21 protein-coding genes are annotated in these 22209 nt (G+C 67.6%); 15 read left to right on the top strand and 6 right to left on the bottom strand.

Annotated features, from left to right (window positions below; genetic code table 11):
- Position 1: 1 nt before the first annotated feature.
- On the bottom strand, positions 2–2074 hold the full coding sequence (locus tag FF090_RS11855) for a TonB-dependent receptor plug domain-containing protein (RefSeq protein WP_175423626.1): 2073 nt from the start codon (positions 2072–2074) through the stop codon (positions 2–4).
- A gap of 137 nt (positions 2075–2211) precedes the next feature.
- Between FF090_RS11855 and mutS the strand changes: the two genes are divergently transcribed.
- Positions 2212–4788 carry a DNA mismatch repair protein MutS gene (gene mutS / locus FF090_RS11860; RefSeq protein WP_138856922.1) on the top strand — a complete coding sequence of 859 codons (2577 nt, stop codon included), beginning with the start codon at positions 2212–2214 and terminating at the stop codon, positions 4786–4788.
- Here the strand turns inward: mutS and FF090_RS11865 are convergent.
- Entirely contained in the window at positions 4769–5647 is an 879-nt protein-coding gene (locus tag FF090_RS11865; RefSeq protein ID WP_138856923.1) for a hypothetical protein, read from the bottom strand. The genes mutS and FF090_RS11865 overlap by 20 nt on opposite strands.
- 93 nt (positions 5648–5740) lie before the next feature.
- Between FF090_RS11865 and FF090_RS11870 the strand changes: the two genes are divergently transcribed.
- The 11 genes from FF090_RS11870 (at position 5741) to FF090_RS11920 (ending at position 16852) form a co-directional block, all read left to right on the top strand.
- The gene (locus tag FF090_RS11870; RefSeq protein ID WP_138856924.1) at positions 5741–6238 is read left to right on the top strand and encodes an ECF-type sigma factor; all 498 of its coding nucleotides are present in this window, start codon (positions 5741–5743) and stop codon (positions 6236–6238) included.
- A gap of 34 nt (positions 6239–6272) precedes the next feature.
- Positions 6273–8378, top strand: coding sequence for a serine/threonine-protein kinase (locus FF090_RS11875; protein ID WP_138856925.1), 2106 nt, complete (start codon positions 6273–6275; stop codon positions 8376–8378).
- Positions 8375–9214, top strand: a complete 840-nt coding sequence (locus FF090_RS11880; protein WP_138856926.1) for an alpha/beta fold hydrolase — start codon at positions 8375–8377, stop codon at positions 9212–9214. The genes FF090_RS11875 and FF090_RS11880 overlap by 4 nt, the downstream gene beginning before the upstream one ends.
- Positions 9215–9306: 92 nt before the next feature.
- Positions 9307–10959 carry a CTP synthase gene (pyrG, locus tag FF090_RS11885; protein WP_138856927.1) on the top strand — a complete coding sequence of 551 codons (1653 nt, stop codon included), beginning with the start codon at positions 9307–9309 and terminating at the stop codon, positions 10957–10959.
- A complete protein-coding gene (kdsA, locus tag FF090_RS11890; protein ID WP_138856928.1) occupies positions 10956–11813 on the top strand; it encodes a 3-deoxy-8-phosphooctulonate synthase in 858 nt (285 codons plus the stop codon). The genes pyrG and kdsA overlap by 4 nt, the downstream gene beginning before the upstream one ends.
- A gap of 5 nt (positions 11814–11818) precedes the next feature.
- Positions 11819–12124, top strand: coding sequence for a DUF1330 domain-containing protein (locus FF090_RS11895; protein WP_138856929.1), 306 nt, complete (start codon positions 11819–11821; stop codon positions 12122–12124).
- 61 nt (positions 12125–12185) lie between these two features.
- Entirely contained in the window at positions 12186–13472 is a 1287-nt protein-coding gene (gene eno, locus FF090_RS11900; protein WP_138856930.1) for a phosphopyruvate hydratase, read from the top strand.
- Complete coding sequence (locus FF090_RS11905) at positions 13473–13739, top strand: septum formation initiator family protein (protein WP_138856931.1); 267 nt, start codon at positions 13473–13475, stop codon at positions 13737–13739.
- Between the two features lie 135 nt (positions 13740–13874).
- Complete coding sequence (gene pnuC / locus FF090_RS11910; RefSeq protein WP_138856932.1) at positions 13875–14489, top strand: nicotinamide riboside transporter PnuC; 615 nt, start codon at positions 13875–13877, stop codon at positions 14487–14489.
- Positions 14486–15130: an AAA family ATPase gene (locus FF090_RS11915; RefSeq protein WP_138856933.1), complete on the top strand. Its 645-nt coding sequence runs from the start codon at positions 14486–14488 to the stop codon at positions 15128–15130. The genes pnuC and FF090_RS11915 overlap by 4 nt, the downstream gene beginning before the upstream one ends.
- A gap of 54 nt (positions 15131–15184) precedes the next feature.
- Positions 15185–16852 (top strand): bifunctional metallophosphatase/5'-nucleotidase, encoded by a 1668-nt coding sequence (locus FF090_RS11920; protein ID WP_138856934.1) that lies wholly within the window; start codon positions 15185–15187, stop codon positions 16850–16852.
- Between the two features lie 61 nt (positions 16853–16913).
- Here the strand turns inward: FF090_RS11920 and FF090_RS11925 are convergent, their stop codons facing one another.
- From FF090_RS11925 to FF090_RS11935, 3 genes are read right to left on the bottom strand one after another with little or no spacing between them, the layout of a single operon-like run.
- Positions 16914–17261 carry a hypothetical protein gene (locus tag FF090_RS11925; protein ID WP_138856935.1) on the bottom strand — a complete coding sequence of 116 codons (348 nt, stop codon included), beginning with the start codon at positions 17259–17261 and terminating at the stop codon, positions 16914–16916.
- Positions 17258–18226 (bottom strand): Hsp33 family molecular chaperone HslO, encoded by a 969-nt coding sequence (hslO, locus tag FF090_RS11930; RefSeq protein WP_138856936.1) that lies wholly within the window; start codon positions 18224–18226, stop codon positions 17258–17260. The genes FF090_RS11925 and hslO overlap by 4 nt, the downstream gene beginning before the upstream one ends.
- A 7-nt stretch (positions 18227–18233) precedes the next feature.
- Complete coding sequence (locus tag FF090_RS11935) at positions 18234–18758, bottom strand: gamma carbonic anhydrase family protein (protein ID WP_138856937.1); 525 nt, start codon at positions 18756–18758, stop codon at positions 18234–18236.
- 23 nt (positions 18759–18781) lie between these two features.
- Between FF090_RS11935 and FF090_RS11940 the strand changes: the two genes are divergently transcribed.
- From FF090_RS11940 to FF090_RS11950, 3 genes are read left to right on the top strand one after another with little or no spacing between them, the layout of a single operon-like run.
- Complete coding sequence (locus FF090_RS11940; RefSeq protein ID WP_138856938.1) at positions 18782–19588, top strand: ferritin-like domain-containing protein; 807 nt, start codon at positions 18782–18784, stop codon at positions 19586–19588.
- Positions 19589–19593: 5 nt separating this feature from the next.
- Positions 19594–20490, top strand: a complete 897-nt coding sequence (locus tag FF090_RS11945; protein ID WP_138856939.1) for a DMT family transporter — start codon at positions 19594–19596, stop codon at positions 20488–20490.
- Positions 20487–21383 carry a DMT family transporter gene (locus FF090_RS11950; protein ID WP_138856940.1) on the top strand — a complete coding sequence of 299 codons (897 nt, stop codon included), beginning with the start codon at positions 20487–20489 and terminating at the stop codon, positions 21381–21383. Before FF090_RS11945 ends, FF090_RS11950 begins: the two co-directional genes overlap by 4 nt.
- Here FF090_RS11950 and FF090_RS11955 read toward each other — a convergent pair.
- Positions 21377–22180: a hypothetical protein gene (locus tag FF090_RS11955; RefSeq protein ID WP_138856941.1), complete on the bottom strand. Its 804-nt coding sequence runs from the start codon at positions 22178–22180 to the stop codon at positions 21377–21379. The two genes, FF090_RS11950 and FF090_RS11955, sit on opposite strands and share 7 nt — an antisense overlap.
- Between the last annotated feature and the right edge of the window lie 29 nt (positions 22181–22209).

Raw genomic sequence — 22209 nt, forward strand, 5'->3', positions numbered from 1 at the left:
GTCAGCGACCCCACCCAACAACCCACTGCAACCAGACACTGCGACCGTCCTGCTGCAGGCTGTCCATGAAGGCGCCGCTGTCGTCCCAGCGTACCGGGGCGGTGGGCAGCTCGGCGCGCCGGTTCAGCAGGTTCTTGACGGACAGGCTCAGCTGCCCCAGCTGCGGCCAGCCGGGGATGCCCGCCGGCGGGGTGCTGAGCGTCAGGTTCAGGAGGGTCATGGCCCCCAGGCGGCGCCCTGAGCGCAGCAAAACCTCGTCGTCACCACGCAGCGGCAGGGTCAGCCGGCTGCCGTAATGCAGGGCCTCCACACCAACGCGCAGCAGGTCCTCGGCCAGCGGCGCGCTGAGCTGCAGCTTGGCCATGTGGCGGGGTGAATTCACCAGCGGCCGCCCCCCGGGGTCGCGAGCGCGCTGCCAGGCACCGCTCAGTCGCAACTGCCAGCCCGGATCCCAGCGCCCTTCGTACTGCAGCTCCAGGCCCCGGGTATGGCTGCGGCCATCAAAGTGCTCCAGGCCCGCATCGCTGCGGTGGCGCAGATCGCTCAGGTGGTAGTCGTAGAGCGAGGCCACCATTCGGCTCTGTGGGCCCAACTCCTGCTGCAGGGCCAGCTCGGCGGCCCGGATCTGCTCGGCACGGTAGAGATCCGACTGCGTGGAACTGCTGATTTCGCTCGGATTGGGCAGCCGGAAGGCGCGGCTGAAGGAGGCCTTGATGCTGCGCTGGCTGTCGCTCTGGTAGGCCAGGGCCAAGCGCGGGCTCAGCCGGTGCTGAGTGGCGTAGGCAATACAGGGCGCCACCGAGCAGTCGATGGCATGGGCTTGATCGGCGCGCAGGCCCAGATTGGCGCTCCAATCCGAACTGAGCTGAACTTCGTCGGCCAGGTACAGGCTGCGGGTGCGGTTGGTATAGGGATACCGGAAGTACTCCGAGCTCCACTCCCCCGCGTCGTTCAAGCCGATGGCGGACAGGCGCTGCTCAAAATCGCGCCGCAGCTCGGCCCCGAGCACCAGGGTGTGGCCGCGCCAACCGGTGTAGACCCATTTTTGGTCCAGCCCCCACCATTGCCCCCGGTTGGCATTGCGGCTGAACTGGTCGATCGGATCGATCGTGACATAGCGGCGCAGCGTGCGGTCCTCGTAGCGCCCGTAGTACAGGCGGGACACCGACTTGAGCGAGGGCCCAAGGTCGAAGTCGTACTTGAGCTGGAACTGGCCCGACTCGTCCACCACCTCGTAGCGCAGGCCAAAGGCGTTTTGCCGGCGCGGCAGCGGCGACACCTTGGTGCGGCTGACATGGGCTGCCTGCAGGCTCAAGCCCTCCCACTCCAGCTTGGCCAGATAGCGCCGGCTGCGCTCTGTGTCCAGACCGCGAGCCCAGCCCCCATTGATGCCCAGCGCCTCGAAGTAGGGGAAATGCAGATCCTGCCCGTCGCTGTGCAGGCCCGAGGCGGAGAGCAACACATCGAGCCCGCTGTCAAAGCGCTGCCCCCAGCTCAGGCGCAGCTTGCGTCCGCCAAAGCTGCCGCCTTCAAGCGCCAACTGCGCGCCGCCGAGCTGTGTTCCCTTCTTGGTCACCACATTGATGATGCCCAGCAAGGCGTTGTTGCCATAGCTGACCGAGCCGGTGCCGGGCACGTACTCCACGCGCTCGATAAGTTCCAGATCGATCAGCCCGGAGTGATCCAAAAAGGCCTGGTTGTAAAGGTTGTCCTGCACCGCCGTGCCGTCCACCAAGAGCATGATGCGGCCGGTGTAGTCACCGGGTGCGCCAAAGCCGCGCCCGCCCAGGTATTCATAGCGTCGATCGCCCGTGGTGTAGAGCCCGCGCATGCCGTGGATCACATCGGCCAGGCTGCGGTAACCAAAGCGGCGGATCTCGTCGGCAGTGACGATGGAAACGGCGGCCGGCGACTCGCTGACCTGCTTGGCCAGGCGCGAGGCGGTCAGCACCTCGGTCTGCAGCAGTTGCTCGAAAGGCAGCTGGGTCAAGTCCTGTGCGCCGACCGTCTGGGCCATTTGGGCCCACAGCAGTGCGAGGGCGGCTCCCCACTCCCTCATCGTTGTCGAATGCATGGGCATCAATATAGAGCAGGCCGCCCCGCTAAACTGCCCAGCCTTTCCCCGACCCAAGCCCTCCAACGCCGAGTACGCGCCCCTCTCGCGCCGCTCTTGCGCCCCTATCGCGAGGGCTTCTCCATCCCCCGGTTCCCATGAGCGACGACTTCAGCGCCCACACCCCTTTGATGGCGCAATACCTGCGCATCAAGGCTGAGCACCGTGAGCTGCTGGTGTTCTTCCGCATGGGCGACTTTTACGAAGTCTTCTACGACGACGCACGGCGCTGCAACGCACTGCTGGACATCACCCTGACGGTGCGGGGACAAAGTGGCGGTGAACCCGTGGTGATGGCCGGGGTGCCCGTCTCAGCGCTGGAGAACTACCTGGCCAAGCTGCTCAAGCTGGGCGAGTCGGTGGCCATTGCCGAGCAGGTGGGTGAGGTGGGCGTCGGCAAGGGACCGGTGGAGCGCAAGGTCGTGCGCATCGTCACCCCGGGCACGGTGACCGACGCCGAGTTGCTGGCCGACAAGCAAGATGCCCCACTCCTGGCCCTGCACGCTCAAGGCCAGCGCTTCGGCCTGGCCTGGGTCAGTCTGAGCCAGGGCGAAATCGGCCTGCTGGAATGCGGCCGCGCCGAGTTGCCCGGTTGGTTGGTGCGCCTAAACCCGGCCGAAATCCTGCTGGCACGTGACCACAGCGTGCCCGGCCTGCCCGAATCCCTGTCCACGGTGCGCGCCCCGCTGACCCAGCGTCCGCCCTGGCAGTTCGACGCCGCGCTGGGCCAACGCCGCCTGTGCGAACAACTGGGCGTGGCCAGCCTGCAAGGGCTCAACGCCCAGGACCTGACCCTGGCCCAGACCGCCGGCGGCGCGCTGTTGGCCTATCTGGAGCACACCCAGGGCCGCGCCCTGGCCCACATCAAGCGCCTGGCCGTGCTGCGCGCCAGCGAGCTGATCGATCTGCCCCCCGCCACCCAGCGCAATCTGGAACTGACCCAGACCCTGCGCGGCGAAGAGGCCCCCACCCTGCTCTCCTTGCTGGACAGCTGCCGCACCGGCATGGGCAGCCGTGCGCTGCGCCAGTGGCTGCTCACCCCCGCCCGTGAACGCACCCAGGCCCGCGAGCGCTTGGCCTCGATCGCCACCCTGATCGAACTGGGCTACTCCCCACTGCGCGAGGCCCTGCGCCAGGTTTCGGATGTCGAGCGCATCAGCAGCCGCGTGGCCCTGCGCCAGGTGCGGCCGCGCGAGCTGGCCGGTCTGCGCGAGACCCTGGCCCAGATGCCCACCCTGCAGGCCGCGCTGCCGCCCGGCGCGCCGCTGCTCGAGCGCCTGCGCCAGGATCTGAATGCCCCACCGGCGGTGCGCGAACTGCTGGCCGCCGCCGTGGCCGAGCAACCCGCCGTGTGGCTGCGCGATGGTGGCGTCATCGCAGCGGGCTTTGACGCCGAGCTCGACGAGCTGCGCGCCATCAACGCCAACTGCGACGCCTTCCTGCTGGACCTGGAGGCGCGCGAACGCGAACGCACCGGCATTGCGAACCTGCGCGTGCAGTTCAACAAAGTACACGGCTTCTACATCGAGGTCACCCAGGGCCAGAAGGACAAGGTGCCGGACAACTACCAGCGCCGCCAGACCCTGAAGAACGCCGAACGCTTCATCACGCCCGAGCTCAAGGCCTTCGAGGACAAGGCCCTGTCCGCCAGCGAACGGGCCCTGGCCCGTGAGAAGTTCCTGTTCGAGCGCCTGCTGGATGAGCTGGCGGCCTTCATCGACCCCTTAAGCCGCCTGGCCCGCGCCCTGGCCGCGCTGGATGCCCTGGCCGCCCTGGCCGAGCGGGCCCAGGCGCTGAACTGGTGCGCCCCCGAGTTCGTCAGCCACCCCGCCATCGACATTCAGGCCGGCCGCCACCCGGTGGTCGAGGCCCGCCTGGCCGAGACCCGCGGCGTTCCGTTCCAGGCCAACGACTGCCGGCTGGATGCCAAGCGCCGGCTGCTCCTGATCACCGGCCCGAACATGGGGGGCAAGAGCACCTTCATGCGCCAAGTGGCCCTGATCGCCCTGCTCGCCAGCATGGGCAGCTATGTGCCCGCACGCGCCTGTCGCCTGGGGCCGCTGGATGCCATCCACACCCGCATCGGTGCCGCCGACGACCTGGCCAATGCCCAGTCCACCTTCATGCTGGAGATGACCGAGGCCGCCGCCATCCTGCACGCCGCCAGCGAGCAAAGCCTGGTGCTGATGGACGAGATCGGCCGCGGCACCTCGACCTTTGACGGTCTGGCCCTGGCCGGCGCCATTGCCACCCATTTGCACGACAAGAACCGCGCGCTCACGCTCTTTGCCACCCACTACTTCGAGCTGACCGAGCTGCCGGCGCAAAAGCCGCAGGCGCACAACATGCATGTCTCGGCGGTCGAGGCCGGCGAGGACATCGCCTTCCTGCACGAACTGCAGCCTGGCCCCGCCAGCCGCAGCTATGGCGTGCAAGTGGCCCGCCTGGCCGGCATGCCCGCGCCCGTGCTGCGCCAGGCGCGCGCCAGCCTGGAGGCGCTGGAGGCCCAGAAAGCCGGCGCGCAAGACCAGGTCGATCTGTTTGCCGCGCCGCCCGCACCGCCCCCCACGGAAGACAGCCCGGCGCTGCGAGCACTGCGCGAACTCGATCTGGACAGCTGCAGCCCGCGCGAGGCGCTGGAGCAGCTCTACCGGCTCAAGCAGCTCGCACGCTGAAGCCGCAAACAAGCCGCCAGGCCAGCAGACCCACGGCCACCAAGGCCAGGCTGGCCGGGGCTGGCACCGGCTGAGGCTGGGTTTGACGCGCGAAGTCGTGCCCACTGGCGCCCATCAGGTTCATGCCAGCCACCGAACTGCTGAGCTCGAACAGGGCCGAGTGGCCGAAGTCGGCAAAGGTGCTGCGAGCGGTCTGCGCGTAGTCACTCACAGACGCAGCGGCATAGAGCATGCCGTTCAGGCCCAGTTCGTGGCCGACAAAGGTGTCCAGGCTGAGCAGGTACTGGCCCACCGCGTCCTGCTTGGCATTCCAGCTCAGGATCGAAGATTGGCGGGTGGTCAGGTCGGTCAGACGCACCTCGGCCAGTCCGTCGGCGCTCAGAAAGCCCCCCATTTCCCCATTGGGCTGGCTCAGTCGCCCACTGATGTCCAGGTGCACCGTGTAGCGCACCGCCGTGCCGAATGCCAGGCCGCCCCCGAACACCGAGATGGTGTCGTAGAACTGGCCTTGCACCGAGGTGTGGGTGTAGCCCTGGTTGATGCGGTGGCCGGCGATATCGCAGCAATAGGGGTAGGAGGCCGAAGCGGTGGCACGCAACAGGCCGATGCGACCTTCGAAATGCCCCTCGGTGCGGCCGCCGTTGGGCGTGGCCCCCATCACCTCGTGGCGTTGCAGCAGCCGCGCCTCGGGCTTGTTGAACAGGTCAAAGCTTTCGTTGTCCTGAAAGGAATAGACCGGCCCTGGGGCGGCCTGCACGGCGGTGGACTGCAGCAGGCCGCGCAGCTGCCAGGTGCTGGCACTGAGCTCGGCGGACAGGCTCAGGCCCAAGATCCACAACAATGATCGAATGACTTTCATCTGGCTCTCCTGTTGGCCTCCCCGTGAGGCTCTACTGGCACCAACGGCCTGGCGCGGCGCAACCGGACACGGGCAGCCCCCAGGGAAACCCGCATGAGCCTGCCTCCGGCCTGGGAGCAGGCCTACCCGGAGCTCAAGCGCATTGCGCGGGCTCGGCTCTATGCCAGCGGGCGGGCGGCCGGGCTGAACACCACCGCCCTGGTGCATGAGAGTTTTCTCAAGCTGGCGGGCGGCAGCCTCGAGTTCCCAAGCCATGGGCACTTTTATGCCTATGCGGCCCGGGTGATGCACTCGGTCATCGTCGACAGCCTGCGCCAGCAACAGGCCCAGCGCCGGGGCGGCGAGGCCAGCCTGCTGCCCCTGGACACAGCCATCGAGGCCGATCTGGCCGCGCCCGAGCCCGAGGGCCTGCAAGTGCATGCCGCGCTGGCCCAGTTGGCGGCATTGGAGCCGCGCCTGGCCCAGGTCGTCGAAATGCGCTACTTCGGCGGTTTCAGTGAGGCCGAGATCGGCGAGGCCCTGGGACTGAACGAACGCACCGTGCGGCGCGACTGGGACAAGGCCCGCGCCCTGCTGCGCACCTTGCTATGAGCCGCTTTGCGTTCCTGATTGCGTTGGCTGAGGCATGAGCACCCTGCCCTGCCCGCCCGAGCGTTGGGCCGTCTTCAGCCCCTTGATCGATGCCCTGCAGGCCCTGCCCGCCACGGAGCGCGCGGGCTTTGTCGAGTCCTGTACCGAACTCGACCTGCGCCCCGCCCTGCGCCGCGTGCTGGCGGCCCTGGCGCAGCAGGAGGACAGCTTCCTGAGCCATCCCGGCGCAGGCCTTGGCGCGCCGCTGCAGCCCGGCGACACCCTGGGCCCTTACGCGTTGCTGCGCCCCTTGGGCCAGGGCGGCATGGCCGAAGTGTGGCTGGCGCGGCGGGCCGACGGCGCCTTCGAGCGCGAACTGGCCCTCAAGCTGCCCCACCCCGAGCTGTGCAGCCCTGCGGCCTTGCAGCGCTTTGTGCGCGAGCGCGACCTGCTGGCCCGACTGGAGCACCCGCACATCGCGCGCTTCTACGACGCGGGCGTGGCCAGCGACGGCCGCCCCTATCTGGCGCTGGAGTATGTGGACGGGCAGCCGCTGACGCTGCATTGCATCGGATTGAGCCCGCGGGACAAGGTGCGCCTGCTGCTGCAGGCCTGCGACGCCGTGGCCCACGCCCATGGGCTCTTCATCGCCCACCGCGACCTCAAACCGGCCAATGTGCTGGTCACGCCAGCCGGCCAGGTGCGTCTGCTGGACTTCGGCATTGCCACGCTGCTGGCCACCGAGGGCGGACCGGAAACCACCCAGCTGCGCGCCGGCACGCCGCGCTACGCCGCGCCCGAGCAGCGCCTGGGCCTGCCCTGCAGTGCCGCCACCGATGTGCATGCGTTGGGCTTGTTGCTTTGCGAACTCATCAACGAACAGCCACCCTTGCCCGGGCCTGCGGCCCCCGCGCCCCTGCGCCCTCCCGGCCCCGCAGCCCGGCGCGGCCTGCAAGACCTGCAGGCCATCGCAGCGCGCTGCCTGGCCGAGGACCCGGCGCAGCGCTATGCCTCGGCCGCGCTGCTGGGAGCCGAGCTGCGCGCCTGGCTGGATGGCCGCCCGACCCTGGCCCGTCCGATCGGACCCTGGCGGCAGCTGGCCCGACTGCTGCGCCGGCACTGGCTGGCCACCGCCCTCTCCCTGGGCCTGCTGCTCAGCCTGTTGCTGGGCGGCAGCCTGGCGCTACGGCAGGCGCGCGAGGCCGAACGCCAGGCACGACGCGCCGAACTGGCGCAGCAGGAACTGATGAGCGTCTTCCTGGGCGCCGACCCCCGGCGCGCCGACCGCAAGCCGGCCAGCGAACGCACCCTCAAGGAGCTGCTGGACGGCCGCCTGCAGGCCCTGCTCAAGCAACCGACCCAGGACGCCGAAGTGCTGGAGCCCTGGCTGCGCAAGGTCAGCAACCTCTACGCCTATATGGGCGAGCCGGTGCAGGCGGCACAGATCGAGGCCCGGCGCATCCAGTTGATGGCGGCACGCGGCCCGGCCGACCCCGCCGTGCTGGACGCCCGGCTGGCCCTGGTCTGGGCCCTGCAGGGTCAGGGCGATTGGCGCGCCGCCCAAGCGCAAATCACCGAGTTGGCGCGCTGGCTCGACCCCCCGACCACCAGCAGCCTGCAAAGGGCGGAACTGGACCTGGCGCGCCACGATCAACTGGGCGCACCCGAGGCCCCGGGCGGCGACCTCAAAGCGCAGCGCCTCCACTGGCTGGCTCGCGCCCGCCAGGGCTACCAGGCCCATGCGCCGGGCGATGCTGGCCACGGCGCCGTGCTGATGCACCTGGGGCAAGGGGCGCTGGTCGACGGACACGCCGCGCAGGCCCTGGAACTCGCCGACGAAGCCCTGCAACGCGCACCCGGCCCCGCCCCACAGGAAGCCCGGCTGCTCGCCCTGCGCGCCCGCGCCCATCAGGCCCTTGGGCACAACGAGGAGGCGCTGCAGGACCAGTTGCGGGCCGCCGAGCTCATGCGGGGCTCCATCGGTTGGAGCAATCCGGGCGCCTGGGACGTGCTGGCACAGGTTCTGGCGTCCCTGTGCCGCACCGACCCCGCCCGGGCCCTGGCCTGGAACGCCCAGGTGGACCGTTTGGCGCGTCAACGCCACCCCACTCGCGCCGCGCTGCTGGACCAGGCGCTGCAGCGCAACTGCCCCGCGCCATGAAACCCACTCTGGTCTTTGCCCACGCCAACAGCTACCCGGCGGCCTGCTACCGCCGGCTGTTCGCGCATTGGCAGGCCGCCGGCTACCGCGTGCTGGCACTGCCGCAGTTCGGCCACCACCCCGACCATCCGGTGGACCGCAATTGGCAGTCCTTGGTGGACGAGTTGTTGGCTTTCATGACGGCCGAGCTCGACCCTGACGCTCCGCGCATCCTGGTCGGCCACTCGCTGGGCGGCCTGCTCAGCCTGATGGCAGCAGCCCGCCGCCATCAGGCTGTACAAGCCGTGCAGGGCGTGCTGATGCTGGACTCGCCCTATGTCAGCGGCTGGCGTGCGACCCTGCTGCGCCTGGCCCAGCTCAGCGGCCGCACTCAGCGCCAACCGCCGGCCTCGGTGGCGCGCCAGCGTCGTGCCCACTGGCCCGACACCGACGCCCTGCAAGCCCACTTTAGCGCCAAACCCCTGTTCCAAGCCTGGCATCCCGAGGTGTTGCAGGACTATCTGCATCACGGCTTCGAACCCGACCCGCAGCGCGGTGGGCTGCGCCTGGTGTTTCGCCCCGAGGTCGAGGCGCAGATCTATGCCACCGTGCCCGCCGAACTGCCCCGCCTGACGGCTGCGCTGACGCGGCCTATGGCCTTCATAGCCGGACAACACAGCCGTGAGATGCGCATGGGCGGCATCCAGGCCACGCGCCGCCGCGTGGGCGCGCTCTACCGCGAGATCGAAGGCAGCCACCTGTTCCCCTTCGAACACCCCGACCGAACGGCCGCGCTGAGCCTGGAGTTGCTACGCGCGCTTTCCGAAGCGGGAGGGCCCGACCGCAGACCCGGGTAAACCCGCGCCGCTATACTCCGGCTTTCCTCTTGAGCGTTCTTAGCCCGCTGGCTCCTTAAGGGGGTGCAAGGCGTGGGAACGCGGTGCACAACATGACCAAATACGTATTCGTCACCGGCGGTGTGGTGTCCTCTTTGGGCAAGGGCGTGGCGGCGGCGTCGCTGGCCGCCCTACTCGAATCGCGCGGCCTCAAAGTCACGCTGATCAAGCTGGACCCCTACATCAACGTCGATCCGGGCACCATGAGCCCGTTCCAGCACGGTGAGGTTTTCGTCACCGACGACGGCGCCGAGACCGATCTGGATCTGGGCCACTACGAGCGCTTCATCACCACGCGGATGAAGCGGGCCAACAACTTCACCACCGGCCAGATCTACAAATCGGTGCTAGAAAAAGAGCGCCGCGGCGACTACCTGGGCAAGACGGTGCAGGTGATCCCGCACATCACCAACGAGATCCAGGACTTTGTGAAGCGCGGCGCCGGCGCCGGCACCGATGATGCGGTGGATGTGGCCATCGTTGAGATCGGCGGCACGGTGGGCGACATCGAGTCCCTGCCCTTCCTGGAGGCCGCGCGCCAGATGAGCCTGCGCATGGGCCCGACCAACACGGCCTTCGTGCACCTGACCTATGTGCCCTGGATCGCCGCTGCCGGTGAGCTGAAGACCAAGCCGACCCAGCACACGGTGCAAAAGCTGCGCGAGATCGGTATCCAGCCCGACGCCCTGCTGTGCCGCGCCGACCGCCGCATCCCCGAGGACGAACGCGAAAAGATTTCGCTGTTCACCAACGTGCCCGAGTACGGCGTGATCAGCATGTGGGATGTGAACACCATCTACAAGGTGCCACGCGTGCTGCATGAGCAGGGCCTGGACCAGCTGATCTGCACCAAGCTGCAGCTCTCCACCCGCAGCACCGACCTGTCGCGCTGGGACACCCTGGTCAAGGAAGTGGAGCACCCGCAGCATGAGGTGCGCATCGCCATGTGCGGCAAGTACACCGACTTGTCGGACAGCTACAAATCGCTCAACGAAGCCCTGCGCCACGCCGGCATCCACAACCACGCCCGCGTCAACATCGAGTACCTGGACTCCGAGGTGCTGGAGAACGGCTCGGTGGACCATCTGGCGCAGTTCGACGCCATCCTGGTGCCCGGTGGCTTTGGCAAGCGCGGTGTGGAGGGCAAGATCCGTGCCGCCCAGTTCGCCCGCGAGCACAAGATTCCCTACCTGGGCATCTGCCTGGGGATGCAGGTGGCCACCATCGAGTACGCGCGCCATATGGCCGGGCTGGAAGGTGCCAACAGCTCCGAGATGGACCCCGAGGCCAAGCACAAGGTCATCGCCCTCATCGACGAATGGCAGGATGCCGACGGCTCGATCCAGAAGCGCGACGCCAACAGCGATCTGGGCGGCACCATGCGCCTGGGCGCCCAAAGCTCGGATGTGAAGCCCGGCACCATTGCCCACGCCATCTATGGCGATGTGGTGACCGAGCGCCACCGCCACCGCTACGAGGCCAACGAGCATTACCTGGACAAGCTGCAGGCCGCCGGCCTGGTGATCTCGGCCATCACCCAGCGCGAGAAGCTGACCGAGATCGTCGAACTGCCGCAAACCGTTCACCCCTGGTATGTGGGCGTGCAGTTCCACCCCGAGTTCAAGAGCACGCCCTGGGATGGGCACCCGCTCTTCATCGCCTACATCAAGGCGGCGCTGACCCAGAAGGAGTCCAAGGCATCATGAAGCTCTGCGGTTTCGACGTCGGGCTCGACAAGCCCTTTTTTCTCATCGCCGGACCCTGCGTGGTCGAGAGCGAGCAACTGCAAGTGGACGCGGCTGGTCAGCTCAAGGAAATGACCGCTGCCCTGGGCATCCCCTTCATTTTCAAGTCCAGCTTTGACAAGGCAAACCGCACCAGCGCTACGGCCTTCCGCGGTCTGGGCATGGAAAAGGGCCTGGAAATCCTGGCCAAGGTGCGCAAGGAGCTGAACGTGCCCGTGCTCACCGATGTGCACCGCGAGGACGAAATCGCCACGGTCGCCCAGTTCGTCGATGTGCTGCAGACCCCTGCGCTGCTGGCCCGCCAGACCGATTTCATCCAGGCAGTGGCGCGCTCGGGCAAGCCGGTGAACATCAAGAAGGGCCAGTTCATGGCCCCGGGCGATATGAAAAACGTCATCGACAAGGCCCGCATCGCTGCGCGCGAGGCCGGACTGGAGCCGAATGCCTTCATGGCCTGCGAGCGCGGTGTGAGCTTTGGCTACAACAACTTGGTCAGTGACATGCGCAGCTTGGCCATCATGCGCGAGACCGGCGCTCCAGTTGTGTTCGATGCCACGCACAGCGTGCAGCTGCCAGGTGGGCAAGGAACGAGCAGCGGTGGCCTGCGCGAGTTCGTGCCGGTGCTGGCCCGGGCCGCAGTGGGCGTGGGCATCAGCGGCCTGTTCATGGAAACCCACCCTGACCCGAACAAGGCGCTATGCGACGGCCCCAACGCTGTGCCCCTGAAGCACATGCGCGCGCTGCTGGAACAGCTGGTGGCGCTCGACCGCGTGGTCAAGGCGCAGCCCCTGCTTGAAAACGACTTCAACGCCTGAATCCCGTGAGCACCCCCGCCTACGCCCTCATCACCGTCAAGATCGTCGACCCCGAGATCTTCAAGGCCTATATGGCCGCCGCGCCCGCCACCATTGCGGCCTGCGGCGGCGAGTACTTGGTGCGTGGCGGCGCCTTCGAGACGGTCGAGGGCGAGTGGAACCCGGCCCGCATCACCGTGCTGCGCTTTCCCAGCATGGAACAGGCGCGTGCCTGGTACTTTGGCGAGGGCTATACGCAGGCGCGCGCACTTCGCCAAAGTGCCACCGAGTATTTCAATGTCACGCTGGTCGAGGGCTACGCACCCGCCTGAGAACGGCCGGTTACCGCCCTAGACTGACCCCAGTTTTCTTTACTTCCCCCAAGGCAAGCTTATGAGCGCCATTGTTGACATCGTCGGCCGCGAAATCCTGGATAGCCGCGGCAACCCCACCGTTGAATGCGACGTGCTGCTGGAAAGCGGCACCCTGGGCCGCGCTGCGGTCCCGAGCGGCGCCAGCACCGGCAGCCGCGAGGCCATCGAACTGCGCGACGGCGACAAGAGCCGCTACCTGGGCAAGGGCGTGCTCAAGGCCGTCGAGCACATCAACACCGAAATCAGCGAGGCCGTTCTGGGCCTGGACGCCGCTGAACAAGCCTTCCTGGACAAGACCCTGATCGACCTGGACGGCACCGAGAACAAGAGCCGCCTGGGCGCCAACGCCATGCTGGCCGTCTCGATGGCCGTGGCGCGTGCCGCGGCCGAGGAAGCCGGTCTGCCGCTCTACCGCTACTTCGGCGGCATGGGCGGCTGCCAACTGCCGGTGCCGATGATGAACGTCGTCAACGGCGGCGCACACGCCAACAACAACCTGGACCTGCAAGAGCTGATGATCGTCCCCGTGGGCGCCACCAGCTTCCGCGAAGCCTTGCGCTGGGGCGCCGAGGTCTTCCACGCGCTCAAGAAGATCATCCACGACCAGGGCATGAGCATCGCTGTCGGTGACGAAGGCGGCTTCGCCCCCAATGTGCCCAGCCATGAGGCCGCGATCCAGATGATCCTGCAGGCCATCGAGGCCGCCGGTTACACCGCCGGCACCCAGATCGCGCTGGCCCTGGACTGCGCCGCCAGCGAGTTCCACAAGGACGGCCTCTATGTGCTGGAAGGCGAAGGCGGCATCAAGCTGACCGCCGCCCAGTGGACCGACATGCTGGCCACCTGGGTGGACAAGTACCCCATCATCTCGATCGAAGACGGCATGGCCGAGGGCGACTGGGACGGCTGGAAACTGCTGACCGAGCGTCTGGGCAAGAAGGTGCAGCTGGTGGGTGACGACCTCTTCGTCACCAACACCAAGATCCTGAAGGAAGGCATCGACAAGGGCATCGCCAACTCGATCCTGATCAAGATCAACCAGATCGGCACCCTGACCGAGACCTTCGCCGCGATTGAGATGGCCAAGCGCGCCGGCTACACCGCCGTGATCTCGCACCGCTCGGGCGAGACCGAGGACAACACCATTGCCGACATCGCGGTGGGCCTGAATGCCGGCCAGATCAAGACCGGCTCGCTGTCGCGCTCGGACCGCATGGCCAAGTACAACCAGCTACTGCGCATCGAAGAAGACCTGGGCGAAGTGGCCGTATACCCGGGCCGTTCCGCCTTCTACAACCTGAAGTAAATGCGCTTCATCGCCGTGCTGCTGGCACTGGGCCTGCTCTGGGTGCAGGCCCAGACCTGGTTCGGCCAGCGCTCGGCCGCGCGCGTGGCCGAGCTGCGCACCCAGCTGCAGCAGCAGGAGCAGGCCAATGCCCAGGCCAGAGAGGCCCAGACCCGCGCGCGCGCCGAACTCAAGGACCTGCGCGAAGGCCTGGAGATGGTCGAGGAAAAGGCCCGCTCCGAGTTGGGCATGGTCAAGCCCGACGAGATCTACGTCAAACTGAAGTGACCCCCCGAAGCGGCCTCGGCCGCATCCTCCTGCGAGCGACACCAAGGGCTCGGCTCAGCCGCTTCCACGGTGTCCGCTCGATCGACGGGTTGACTGCGCTGGTTTGCGCGCCTTTGCCGAATACGACCCGCTGAGATGGATCTCCTTCTTTCCCCCGCCTTCACGGCCTGGGGCGCACCCTTCACGTGGCTGGAGCTGCTGGCCTTTGTGCTCTCCATCGCGATGGTGCTGGGCAATATGCGGCAGTGGCTGATGGCCTGGCCGCTGGCGGCGGCTTCCTCGCTGCTCTACGCCTTGCTCTTTTGGAACGGCAAGCTCTATGGCGAGGCGGCGCTGCAGCTTTTCTTCGTGGCCATGGCGGCTTGGGGTTTTGCGCAGTGGTGGCGTGGGCGCACGCAGCTTGAGATGACCGTGCGCCGCATGGGCGCGCGGGCCTGGGCCTGGAGCCTGGCCACCATCGCGCTCGGCGCCCCGGCCCTGGGTTACTGGCTGGACCAGCGCACCGACTCCCCCCTGCCCTATTGGGACGCCCTGCCCACCGTGGCCAGTGTGGTGGCCACCGTGCTGCTGGGGCGCAAGTACATCGAGAACTGGCCCTTCTGGGTTGCCATCAATGCGGTCTCGGTGGTGCTCTTCGTGCTCAAGGCCTATTGGCTGACGGTCATCCTCTACGCCGCCTTCATCCCCCTGGCCCTTTGGGGCTGGCGCGAGTGGGCGCGTGCCTCGCGCGGCACGGCAGCTTCGGCATGAGTTGGAAGATCGCGCTGCTGGGCGCTGAGTGCACGGGCAAGAGCAGCCTGACCCAGATGCTGGGCCAGCGGTTGGCGGATCTGCGTGTCGCCACGGTGGCTGAATATCTGCGCGAGTGGTGCGACAGCACGGGCCGCACGCCCCTGCAGTCTGAACAGGCGCTGATCGCCGCTGAGCAGCGCCGCCGCATCACGCTGGCCTCGGCCGCCCACCCCCTGGTGGTGGCCGACACCACGCCGCTGATGACGGCGCTCTACAGCATCCACTACTTCCAAGACGACAGCGCGCTGGACGCCGCCGTAGAAGAACAGCGCGGCTTTGACCTGACCCTGCTGTGCAGCCCCAGCGGCGTGCCCTGGCAGGCCGATGGGCACCAGCGCGAATCCCCCCATGTGCGCGCCGCCACCCATGCCGAGCTGCACCAGCTGCTGCGCGACCGCGGCCTGCCCTTCACCGTGCTGGCCGGCCCACTGGCGGAGCGTGCGGCCTTGGCCGAGGCCTTGATCCGGGCCCTGCCCCGGCGCGATCAGAGGCAAGGCGCCCCCACTGAGGCCCAAGAGCTCCAAGGGCTTTGGGCCTGCGCCTGCTGCGACTGGCCGCACGCCGAACAGCGCCTGCGCCAGACTGCCCCTACGGGCTGAAGCCCCCACTGCCAAGACTGAACGAGAATCTCGCCCCCGCCCGAGAGTCCATCCATGCGCCTGCTGCCCGTCCTGACCGCCCCCCTGCTGATCGCTGCTCTTTTGGCAGGCTGCGCCACGCCGCCGCCGCCGTCCGGCCCGCTGAAGGTGCAGGTGCTGGCCATCAACGATCTGCACGGCAATCTGCTGCCGCCCAAGGGCCTGCGCCTGCCCGATCCGGCCGAGCCGAGCAAGACGGTGGTGATGGAAGTCGGCGGCGTCGAGGCCCTGGCCACGGCCGTCAAGCAGCTGCGCAAGGATCAGCCCAACCACATTTTTGTGGCCGCCGGCGACTTGATCGGTGGCACCCCCCTGCTCTCGGCCCTGTTCCGCGACGAGCCCACCATCGAGTCCCTGTCCACCATGGGCCTGCATGTTTCGGCCGTGGGCAACCATGAGTTCGACCTCGGGCGCGATGAATTGCTGCGCCGCCAAAAGGGGGGCTGCCACCCGGTGGATGGATGCAAGGGCCCGCAGCCCTTCAAAGGGGCGCAGTTTCAATACCTGTCCGCCAGCACCATCGACACCGCCACCGGCAAGACCCTGCTGCCGGCCTACCTGATCCGCCGCTTTGAGGGCATCCCGGTGGCCTTCATCGGCCTGACCCTGGCCGGCACCCCCGGCCTGGTGATGCCCACCGGCATCCAGGGCCTGCGTTTTGACGACGAGGCCCAGACCGTCAACCGCCTGGTGCCGGAGTTGCGCGCGCAAGGGGTTGAGTCCATCGTCGTGCTGATTCACGAAGGCGGCTACACCACCGGCAATGTGGACGAGTGCCCGGGCCTGACCGGGCAGATCGAAGCCATCGTCAAGAAATTCGACCGCGCCGTGGACCTGGTGGTCACCGGCCACACGCACTGGGCCTACAACTGCATGATCAATGGCATGCGCGTGACCAGCGGACACAAGTTCGGCTCCATGGTCACCGACATCACGCTGACCATCGACCGCCAGACTCGCGACGTCATCGACAGCCAGGCCAGAAACATCCTGACCCGCCTCGATCAGTTCGCCAAGGACCCCGAGCAAACCGCGTTGGTGGCCGGCTATCTGGACCGCGCCCAGCCGCTGATCGAGCGGCGTGTCGGCCGCCTGGAGCAAGAGATCCGCCAGACCGTGAACGACCCGGCCGGCAATTGGCCGATGGGCCTGCTGCTGGCCGATGCCCATTGGGCCGCCACCCGCGCGCCCGAGGCCGGCGGTGCTGAAATGGCTTTCACCAACAAAGAAGGCGTGCGCGCCGGCCTGACCCCGCGCGCCGACGGCAGCGTCACCTACGGTGATCTGTTCACGGTGCAGCCCTTCTCCAACGAGCTGATCACCATGACGCTTAGCGGGCGCGAGATTCTTGAGATCTTGGAGAGCCAGTGGCGCTCGCGCCTGGGCTTCGACCCCCTGCAGCCCTCCGCCGGCTTCACCTATCAGTGGGACCCCAAGGCCCCGGTAGGCGCCAAGGTGGTGCCGGGCTCGGTGCGCTTGAACGGCCAGCCGCTGCAGATGGAACGGGATTACCGCGTCACCGTGAATTCCTTCGTGGCGGCCGGGGGCGATGGTTTTTCGCTCTTTGTGCGCGGTCGCAATCGCCAAACCGGCATGCTCGACGTGCAAGCCCTAGAGCGCTACGTCGCCAGCCAGCAGGTGCTGCGGGCCCCGGCGCTGGACCGCATCCAGCGCCTCAACTAAGACGGCAACGCAGAGCCCACGGGCATGCACGCGGCCGCCTGCGCAGCGAGGCTGGCGGCACTTAGTCTTCATCGGGCACCATCGCCGTGAACACGGTGAAGCCCAGCCCAAAGATCAGGCCCAGCCCCCACATCCAGCGCGGCAGGGTGGGAAAGATGGTGCCGACCAGGGTCAGCACCACCATGGGCATGAGGACACGTTGAACCACCGTGCCCTCTGCGGCCCAGCCGCCCAACAAACCCGACAGCACGGGCGTGCCCACCAGGGCCACCCCCCCCCCGGCCAGGACCGGAAACAGGCTGGTGCCGGGCAGTGCACGGTACAGGCCATGCGCCAGCGCCAAGGCCAGCACCGCCCCTGCCACAAAGGCCAACACACCCGCCATGGCGGATGGTCGGTCCTCGCTCAATGCACCCCTCCGGGCGAGGCCGCCACGCTGCCCTCAGCCTGGAAAAGCTGCGCGCAGTCCACCGCATCGAAGCGATAGGGCGCGCCGCAGAAGTTGCAGGCGATCTCGACCTCGGCGCGCTCGGTGAGGATGGACTCCACCTCCTCACGCCCCAAGCCCACGAGCATGCGGCCCACGCGCTCACGCGAGCAGGTGCAGGCAAAGCGCGGCGCAGCGGGTTCGAAGTGCCGCAGCGGCTCTTCCCAGAACAGGCGGTGCAGCAAATCGTCCATGGGCAACTGCAGCAACTCCTCGCGGGTCAGGGTGCCAACTTTCAGCGCCAGGCGTGGGAAGGCATCGGCCAGTTCGGCCGCGCGTTCGGCGTCCAATCCCCCCCCCTCGAGATTGCCCTCACCCGCCAGCGGCATGCGCTGAATCAGCAAACCCGCCGCGCTGTGGCCATCGGCAGCCAGCATGATCTTGGTGTCGAGCTGCTCGGACAGCTTCATGTATTGCTCGACCGCCTCGGCCAGGCGGCCAAAGCGCCCGGCTTGCTCGTCGTTGAGCGGCACCACCCCTTGGTAGGGCTGCACACCCTGAGGGCGATCGTCCGGGTCCAGGGTGATGGCGCAACGCCCGCCGCCATGCACATTGAGCAGATCCGCCAGATTGAAGCCTTGCGCGCCCAACTGCGGCACGGCGCCGGTGACGTTGGCGGTGGCCCGGTAGCTCAGGTCAGTGCGTGCCTCGGCCACGGCCAGCTTGACCGGTCCATCGCCCGCCATCTGCAGGATCAGCGCGCCCTGGAACTTCAGATTGCCCTGCAGCAGCAGCGCACAGGCACTCATCTCGCCCAGCAGGGCCGTCACAGCCGCCGGCAGAGGCTGCTCGCGCCGGCCTTGCAACTCCTGCCAACTGTCGGTCAGGCGCACCACGACGCCGCGCACGGGCAGACCTTCAAACAAGAACTTTCTGAATTCACTCATGCTTCATTCATTCCATCTTTTCCAATTCAGCCCCGTACCGCAGGCCGTTGCGCGCATAGTGCGCGGCCGAATGCAGCAGGCGCGCACTCTCTTCCTCGGTCAGCTCCCGCAGCAGCTTGGCCGGACTGCCCACGATCAGGCTGCGCGGCGGGAAGACCTTGCCCTCGGTCACCAAGGCGCCGGCGCCCACCAGGCTGCCCGCTCCAATGCGCGCACCATTCAGCACCACGGCTTGGATGCCGATCAAGCAGCCCTTCTCGACATGGCAGCCATGCACCATGGCCTGGTGGCCGATGGTGACATCGTCCTCGATCACCAGCGGGAAGCCGGTGTCGGCATGGAGCACCGCGTTGTCTTGCACGTTCACACGCGCGCCCAAGGTCAGGGTGTCGGAGTCGCCGCGCAACACGGCGCCAAACCACACCGAACACTGCTCACCCAGAGAAACGCGCCCCACCACCGTGGCACTCGGCGCCACCCAGGCGCTGGCTGGCACATCAGGCTCGTGCTCGCCCAGTCGGTAGATGCTCATCGCCGCCCTCGATAATCAAAAACATGATTGTCGAGCTTCGCCAACAGGCGCTGGAACTGCTGGTCGAGTCAGACCCCAAAACCAAGGCCGCCGGGGCGCAGGCACTGCGGCGTCGCTGGCTGGCAGGAGGCGTCAGCCTGGACCCGCAGGCCACACCGCAAAGCCCCCTCCCCCTGCCGGGCCGCCCACCCAAGCCCGAACTCAAGCTCGCACTGACTTCCAAAAGCCGCAGCGCGTTCACCCCGGAGGGCCGCGCCGCACTGCTGCATGCCATCGCGCACATCGAGTTCAACGCCATCAATCTGGCACTGGACGCCGTGCAGCGCTTTGCCGGCCTGCCTTCGGCGTTCTACGCCGACTGGCTGCAGGTGGCCGCCGAGGAAGGTCTGCATTTCGAGTTGCTGAGCGCCCACCTGCAAGAGCAAGGCAAGTCCTATGGCGACTTCGACGCCCACGATGGCCTGTGGCAGATGTGCGAACGCACTGCGCAGGACTTCCGCGCCCGCATGGCCCTGGTGCCGCGCACACTGGAGGCGCGCGGACTGGATGCCACGCCGCCCTTGCAAAAAAAATTGGCCCAGGCCGGCGACACGCGTGCGGTCGAGATCCTCGACATCATCCTGCGCGACGAAATTGGCCATGTGGCGATTGGCAACCGCTGGTACCGCTGGGCCTGCGAACGCGACGGGGTGGACCCCGAGACCGATTTCCCGGCCCTGTGCCAGCTCTACCAGGCGCCGCGCCCACGCAAACCGCTGAACTTGGGCGCGCGCGCACTGGCTGGCTTCACCGATGACGAACTGGCCGCGCTGAACGCGCAGGCACAGTAAAGCCAATGACCCGACTACAAGCCGACCTCCTCCTCACCTTCGTCGCCATCATCTGGGGCTCGGCCTTTGTCTTCCAGGCCCATGGCATGCAGCACTTGGGCCCCATGGCCTTCACCGGCGTGCGCTTCCTGCTGGGCGCGCTGGTGGTGCTGCCGCTGGCGCTGTGGGAAGCCCCGCGCCGCCGGCCGGAGTCCCGCCAGCGACCGATGGCACCCACCTTGCTGCTGCTGGGGAGCCTGATGGCAGTGGGCGCGGCCTTTCAGCAAATCGGCATCGTCACTACGAGCGTCACCAACGCCGGCTTCCTGACCGCCCTCTATGTCCCCCTGGTGCCCGTGCTGGGCGCCCTGCTGCTGAAAGAATCACCGCACTGGAGCGTCTGGCCCTGCGCGCTGGCCTGCGTGGCCGGCGCCTACCTGCTATCGGGTGTGCAGACCCTGCAACTCCATGTCGGCGACGCCTGGGTGATTGCCTCGGTCTTCCCCTGGGCCCTGCACGTGCTGCTGGTGGGCCGCATGGCCGACAAATTCGATGCCCCCTTCGCGATTGCGAGCGGCCAGTTCGCAGTGGTTGGCGCCCTGTGCCTGGCCTATGCGTTCCTGTTCGAGCCCTTCACCTGGGCACAGGTGCAGGCGGCGGCCATTCCGATCGCCTACACCGGCATGCTGAGCGCCGGGGTGGCCTTCACCGCGCAGGTGGTGGCGCAGCGCACCGCACCGGCCAGTGACGCCGCCATCATCCTCAGCAGCGAGACCCTGTTTGCCGCCGGCTTTGGCTACTGGCTGCTGGGTGAACGGCTCAATACCCAGGGCCTGTTGGGCTGCGCGCTGATTCTGGCCGCGCTGCTGGCAGTGCAACTGCTGCCCTTGCTGCATCCGGCGCTCAAGCGCAAAACGGCATGAGCGCTGTGATCGGAAGACCACAGGCCTATCTCTGCCTGGCCGCCAGCATGGCCCTGGTGGGCAGCTATGTGGGTCTGTCGAAATGGCTGGTGGCGGTGTTCCCCGTTTTCTTGCTGGCGGGGCTGCGCTTTGCCTTGGCCGCTGTGGCCATGGTGGGCTGGATGCGCCGTCCGGCGGAAGAGCCGGCGCTCGATGCACGCGACCACCTGGTGCTCTTTCTGGGCAGCTTCTTCGGCAACTTCCTGTTCTCGATCTGCATGCTGTTCGGCGTGCAGGCCACTTCGGCCTTGGCGGCCGGGGTGGTGATGGCAGGCATTCCGGCAGCGGTGGCCCTGCTCTCCTGGGCCTTCCTGGGTGAGCGGCTCAACGCCCGCATCGTCGCGGCCATTGCCTGCGCCGGCCTGGGGGTGGCCCTGTTGGCCTTCTCGCGCCACGCGCCGGGTGCAGAAGAAGCCCCGTGGTGGGGCTATGCGTTGCTGCTGGCCGCCGTGGGTTGCGAGGCCGCCTATGTGGTGGTGGGCAAGCGCCTGACCGCCAAGCTCTCGGCCAAACGCATCAGTGCGCTCATCAATCTTTGGGGCCTGGCCCTGGTGGCCCCGCTGGCCCTGTGGCAGGGCTGGGGCTTTGAGTTCTCGGGCGTGGGCCAGAGCACCTGGACCCTGCTGCTCTTCTACGCCCTGGCGGCCAGCATGGGCACAGTGTGGCTGTGGATGCGCGGCATGCCCGCCGTGCCGGCTCAGCAAGCCGGCCTGTTCACCGTGCTGCTGCCCATCAGCGCGGCGGGGGTGGGCATCGTGCTGCTGGGCGAACAGGCCACCGCCCTGCATGGGCTGGCCTTGGGCCTGGCGCTGGCGGGCATCTATTTGGCAACAAGAACGGCCAGCCCTCAGTAGTGCGTGAGCACCAAGGGACCGACCCGGTAGATGGTGCGGCAGTCAAACGCCGCTGGCGGCGCCGCGCTGCGCACGGCCTCGTCGCTTCCGGCGATGGCAAATTGGATCGCACCCGCACCGTTGTCCAAGGCCTGCACCACGTCCTGGGTCACATCAACAGAAAAGCTGGCGCGCTGGCCGCCCCCATCAAAGCTGGTGGCACCGCCGGGCAGGCTGCCGGAGATCCAGGGCTGGGGGAAGTTGACCCTTCGCGCACCGCTCAGAAAGCGCACGCGCGCGGTCGCTGGCATTTCTGTGAAGGCGGCCGCAGGCAGCGCCTGCCCCAAAGATAGACGCACCAAGCCACCGCCACCACCCGTAAAGGGTTCGCACAGAAAGCCCGGGCGCTGTGGCGGCAAGATCTCGGCATGGACGCTCAGCATGGCCTTGACGACCAGGCCCTTGAGCGCCTGCTGGGCAAGCAGTGAATAGCCGAACTCGGTTCGGTATAGATCCTGGCGGAATCCAGCGCAGCCGGGCCGCGGGTTGGGGGTCAGATGGAAACCCACCAGACCCTGATTCACCAGTTTGGGCGGCTGCTGAGGCGGCAGACTGTTCCACCAGCTCTGCGGTGCGGGGACGATGGGCCCCTGGCAGGACTGCACGGCGTCGGGCTGGCCTTCAATCAGGGCGATGCTGCGCACTTCTGGATCGATCTGACGGCTCAGGGGCTGGGGCGGGCTGCCCGGGCAGGCGCTCAGAAGGGGCAGCACGGCGGCCGCGCTCAAGAGACGAAACTTCGACGGCAGGGAGTGCATAGCGGGCTCTCGGATGCAGGCCAAGATCG

The sequence above is a fragment of the Inhella inkyongensis genome, assembly GCF_005952805.1.
GTDB classification, from domain to species: Bacteria; Pseudomonadota; Gammaproteobacteria; order Burkholderiales; family Burkholderiaceae_C; genus Inhella; species Inhella inkyongensis.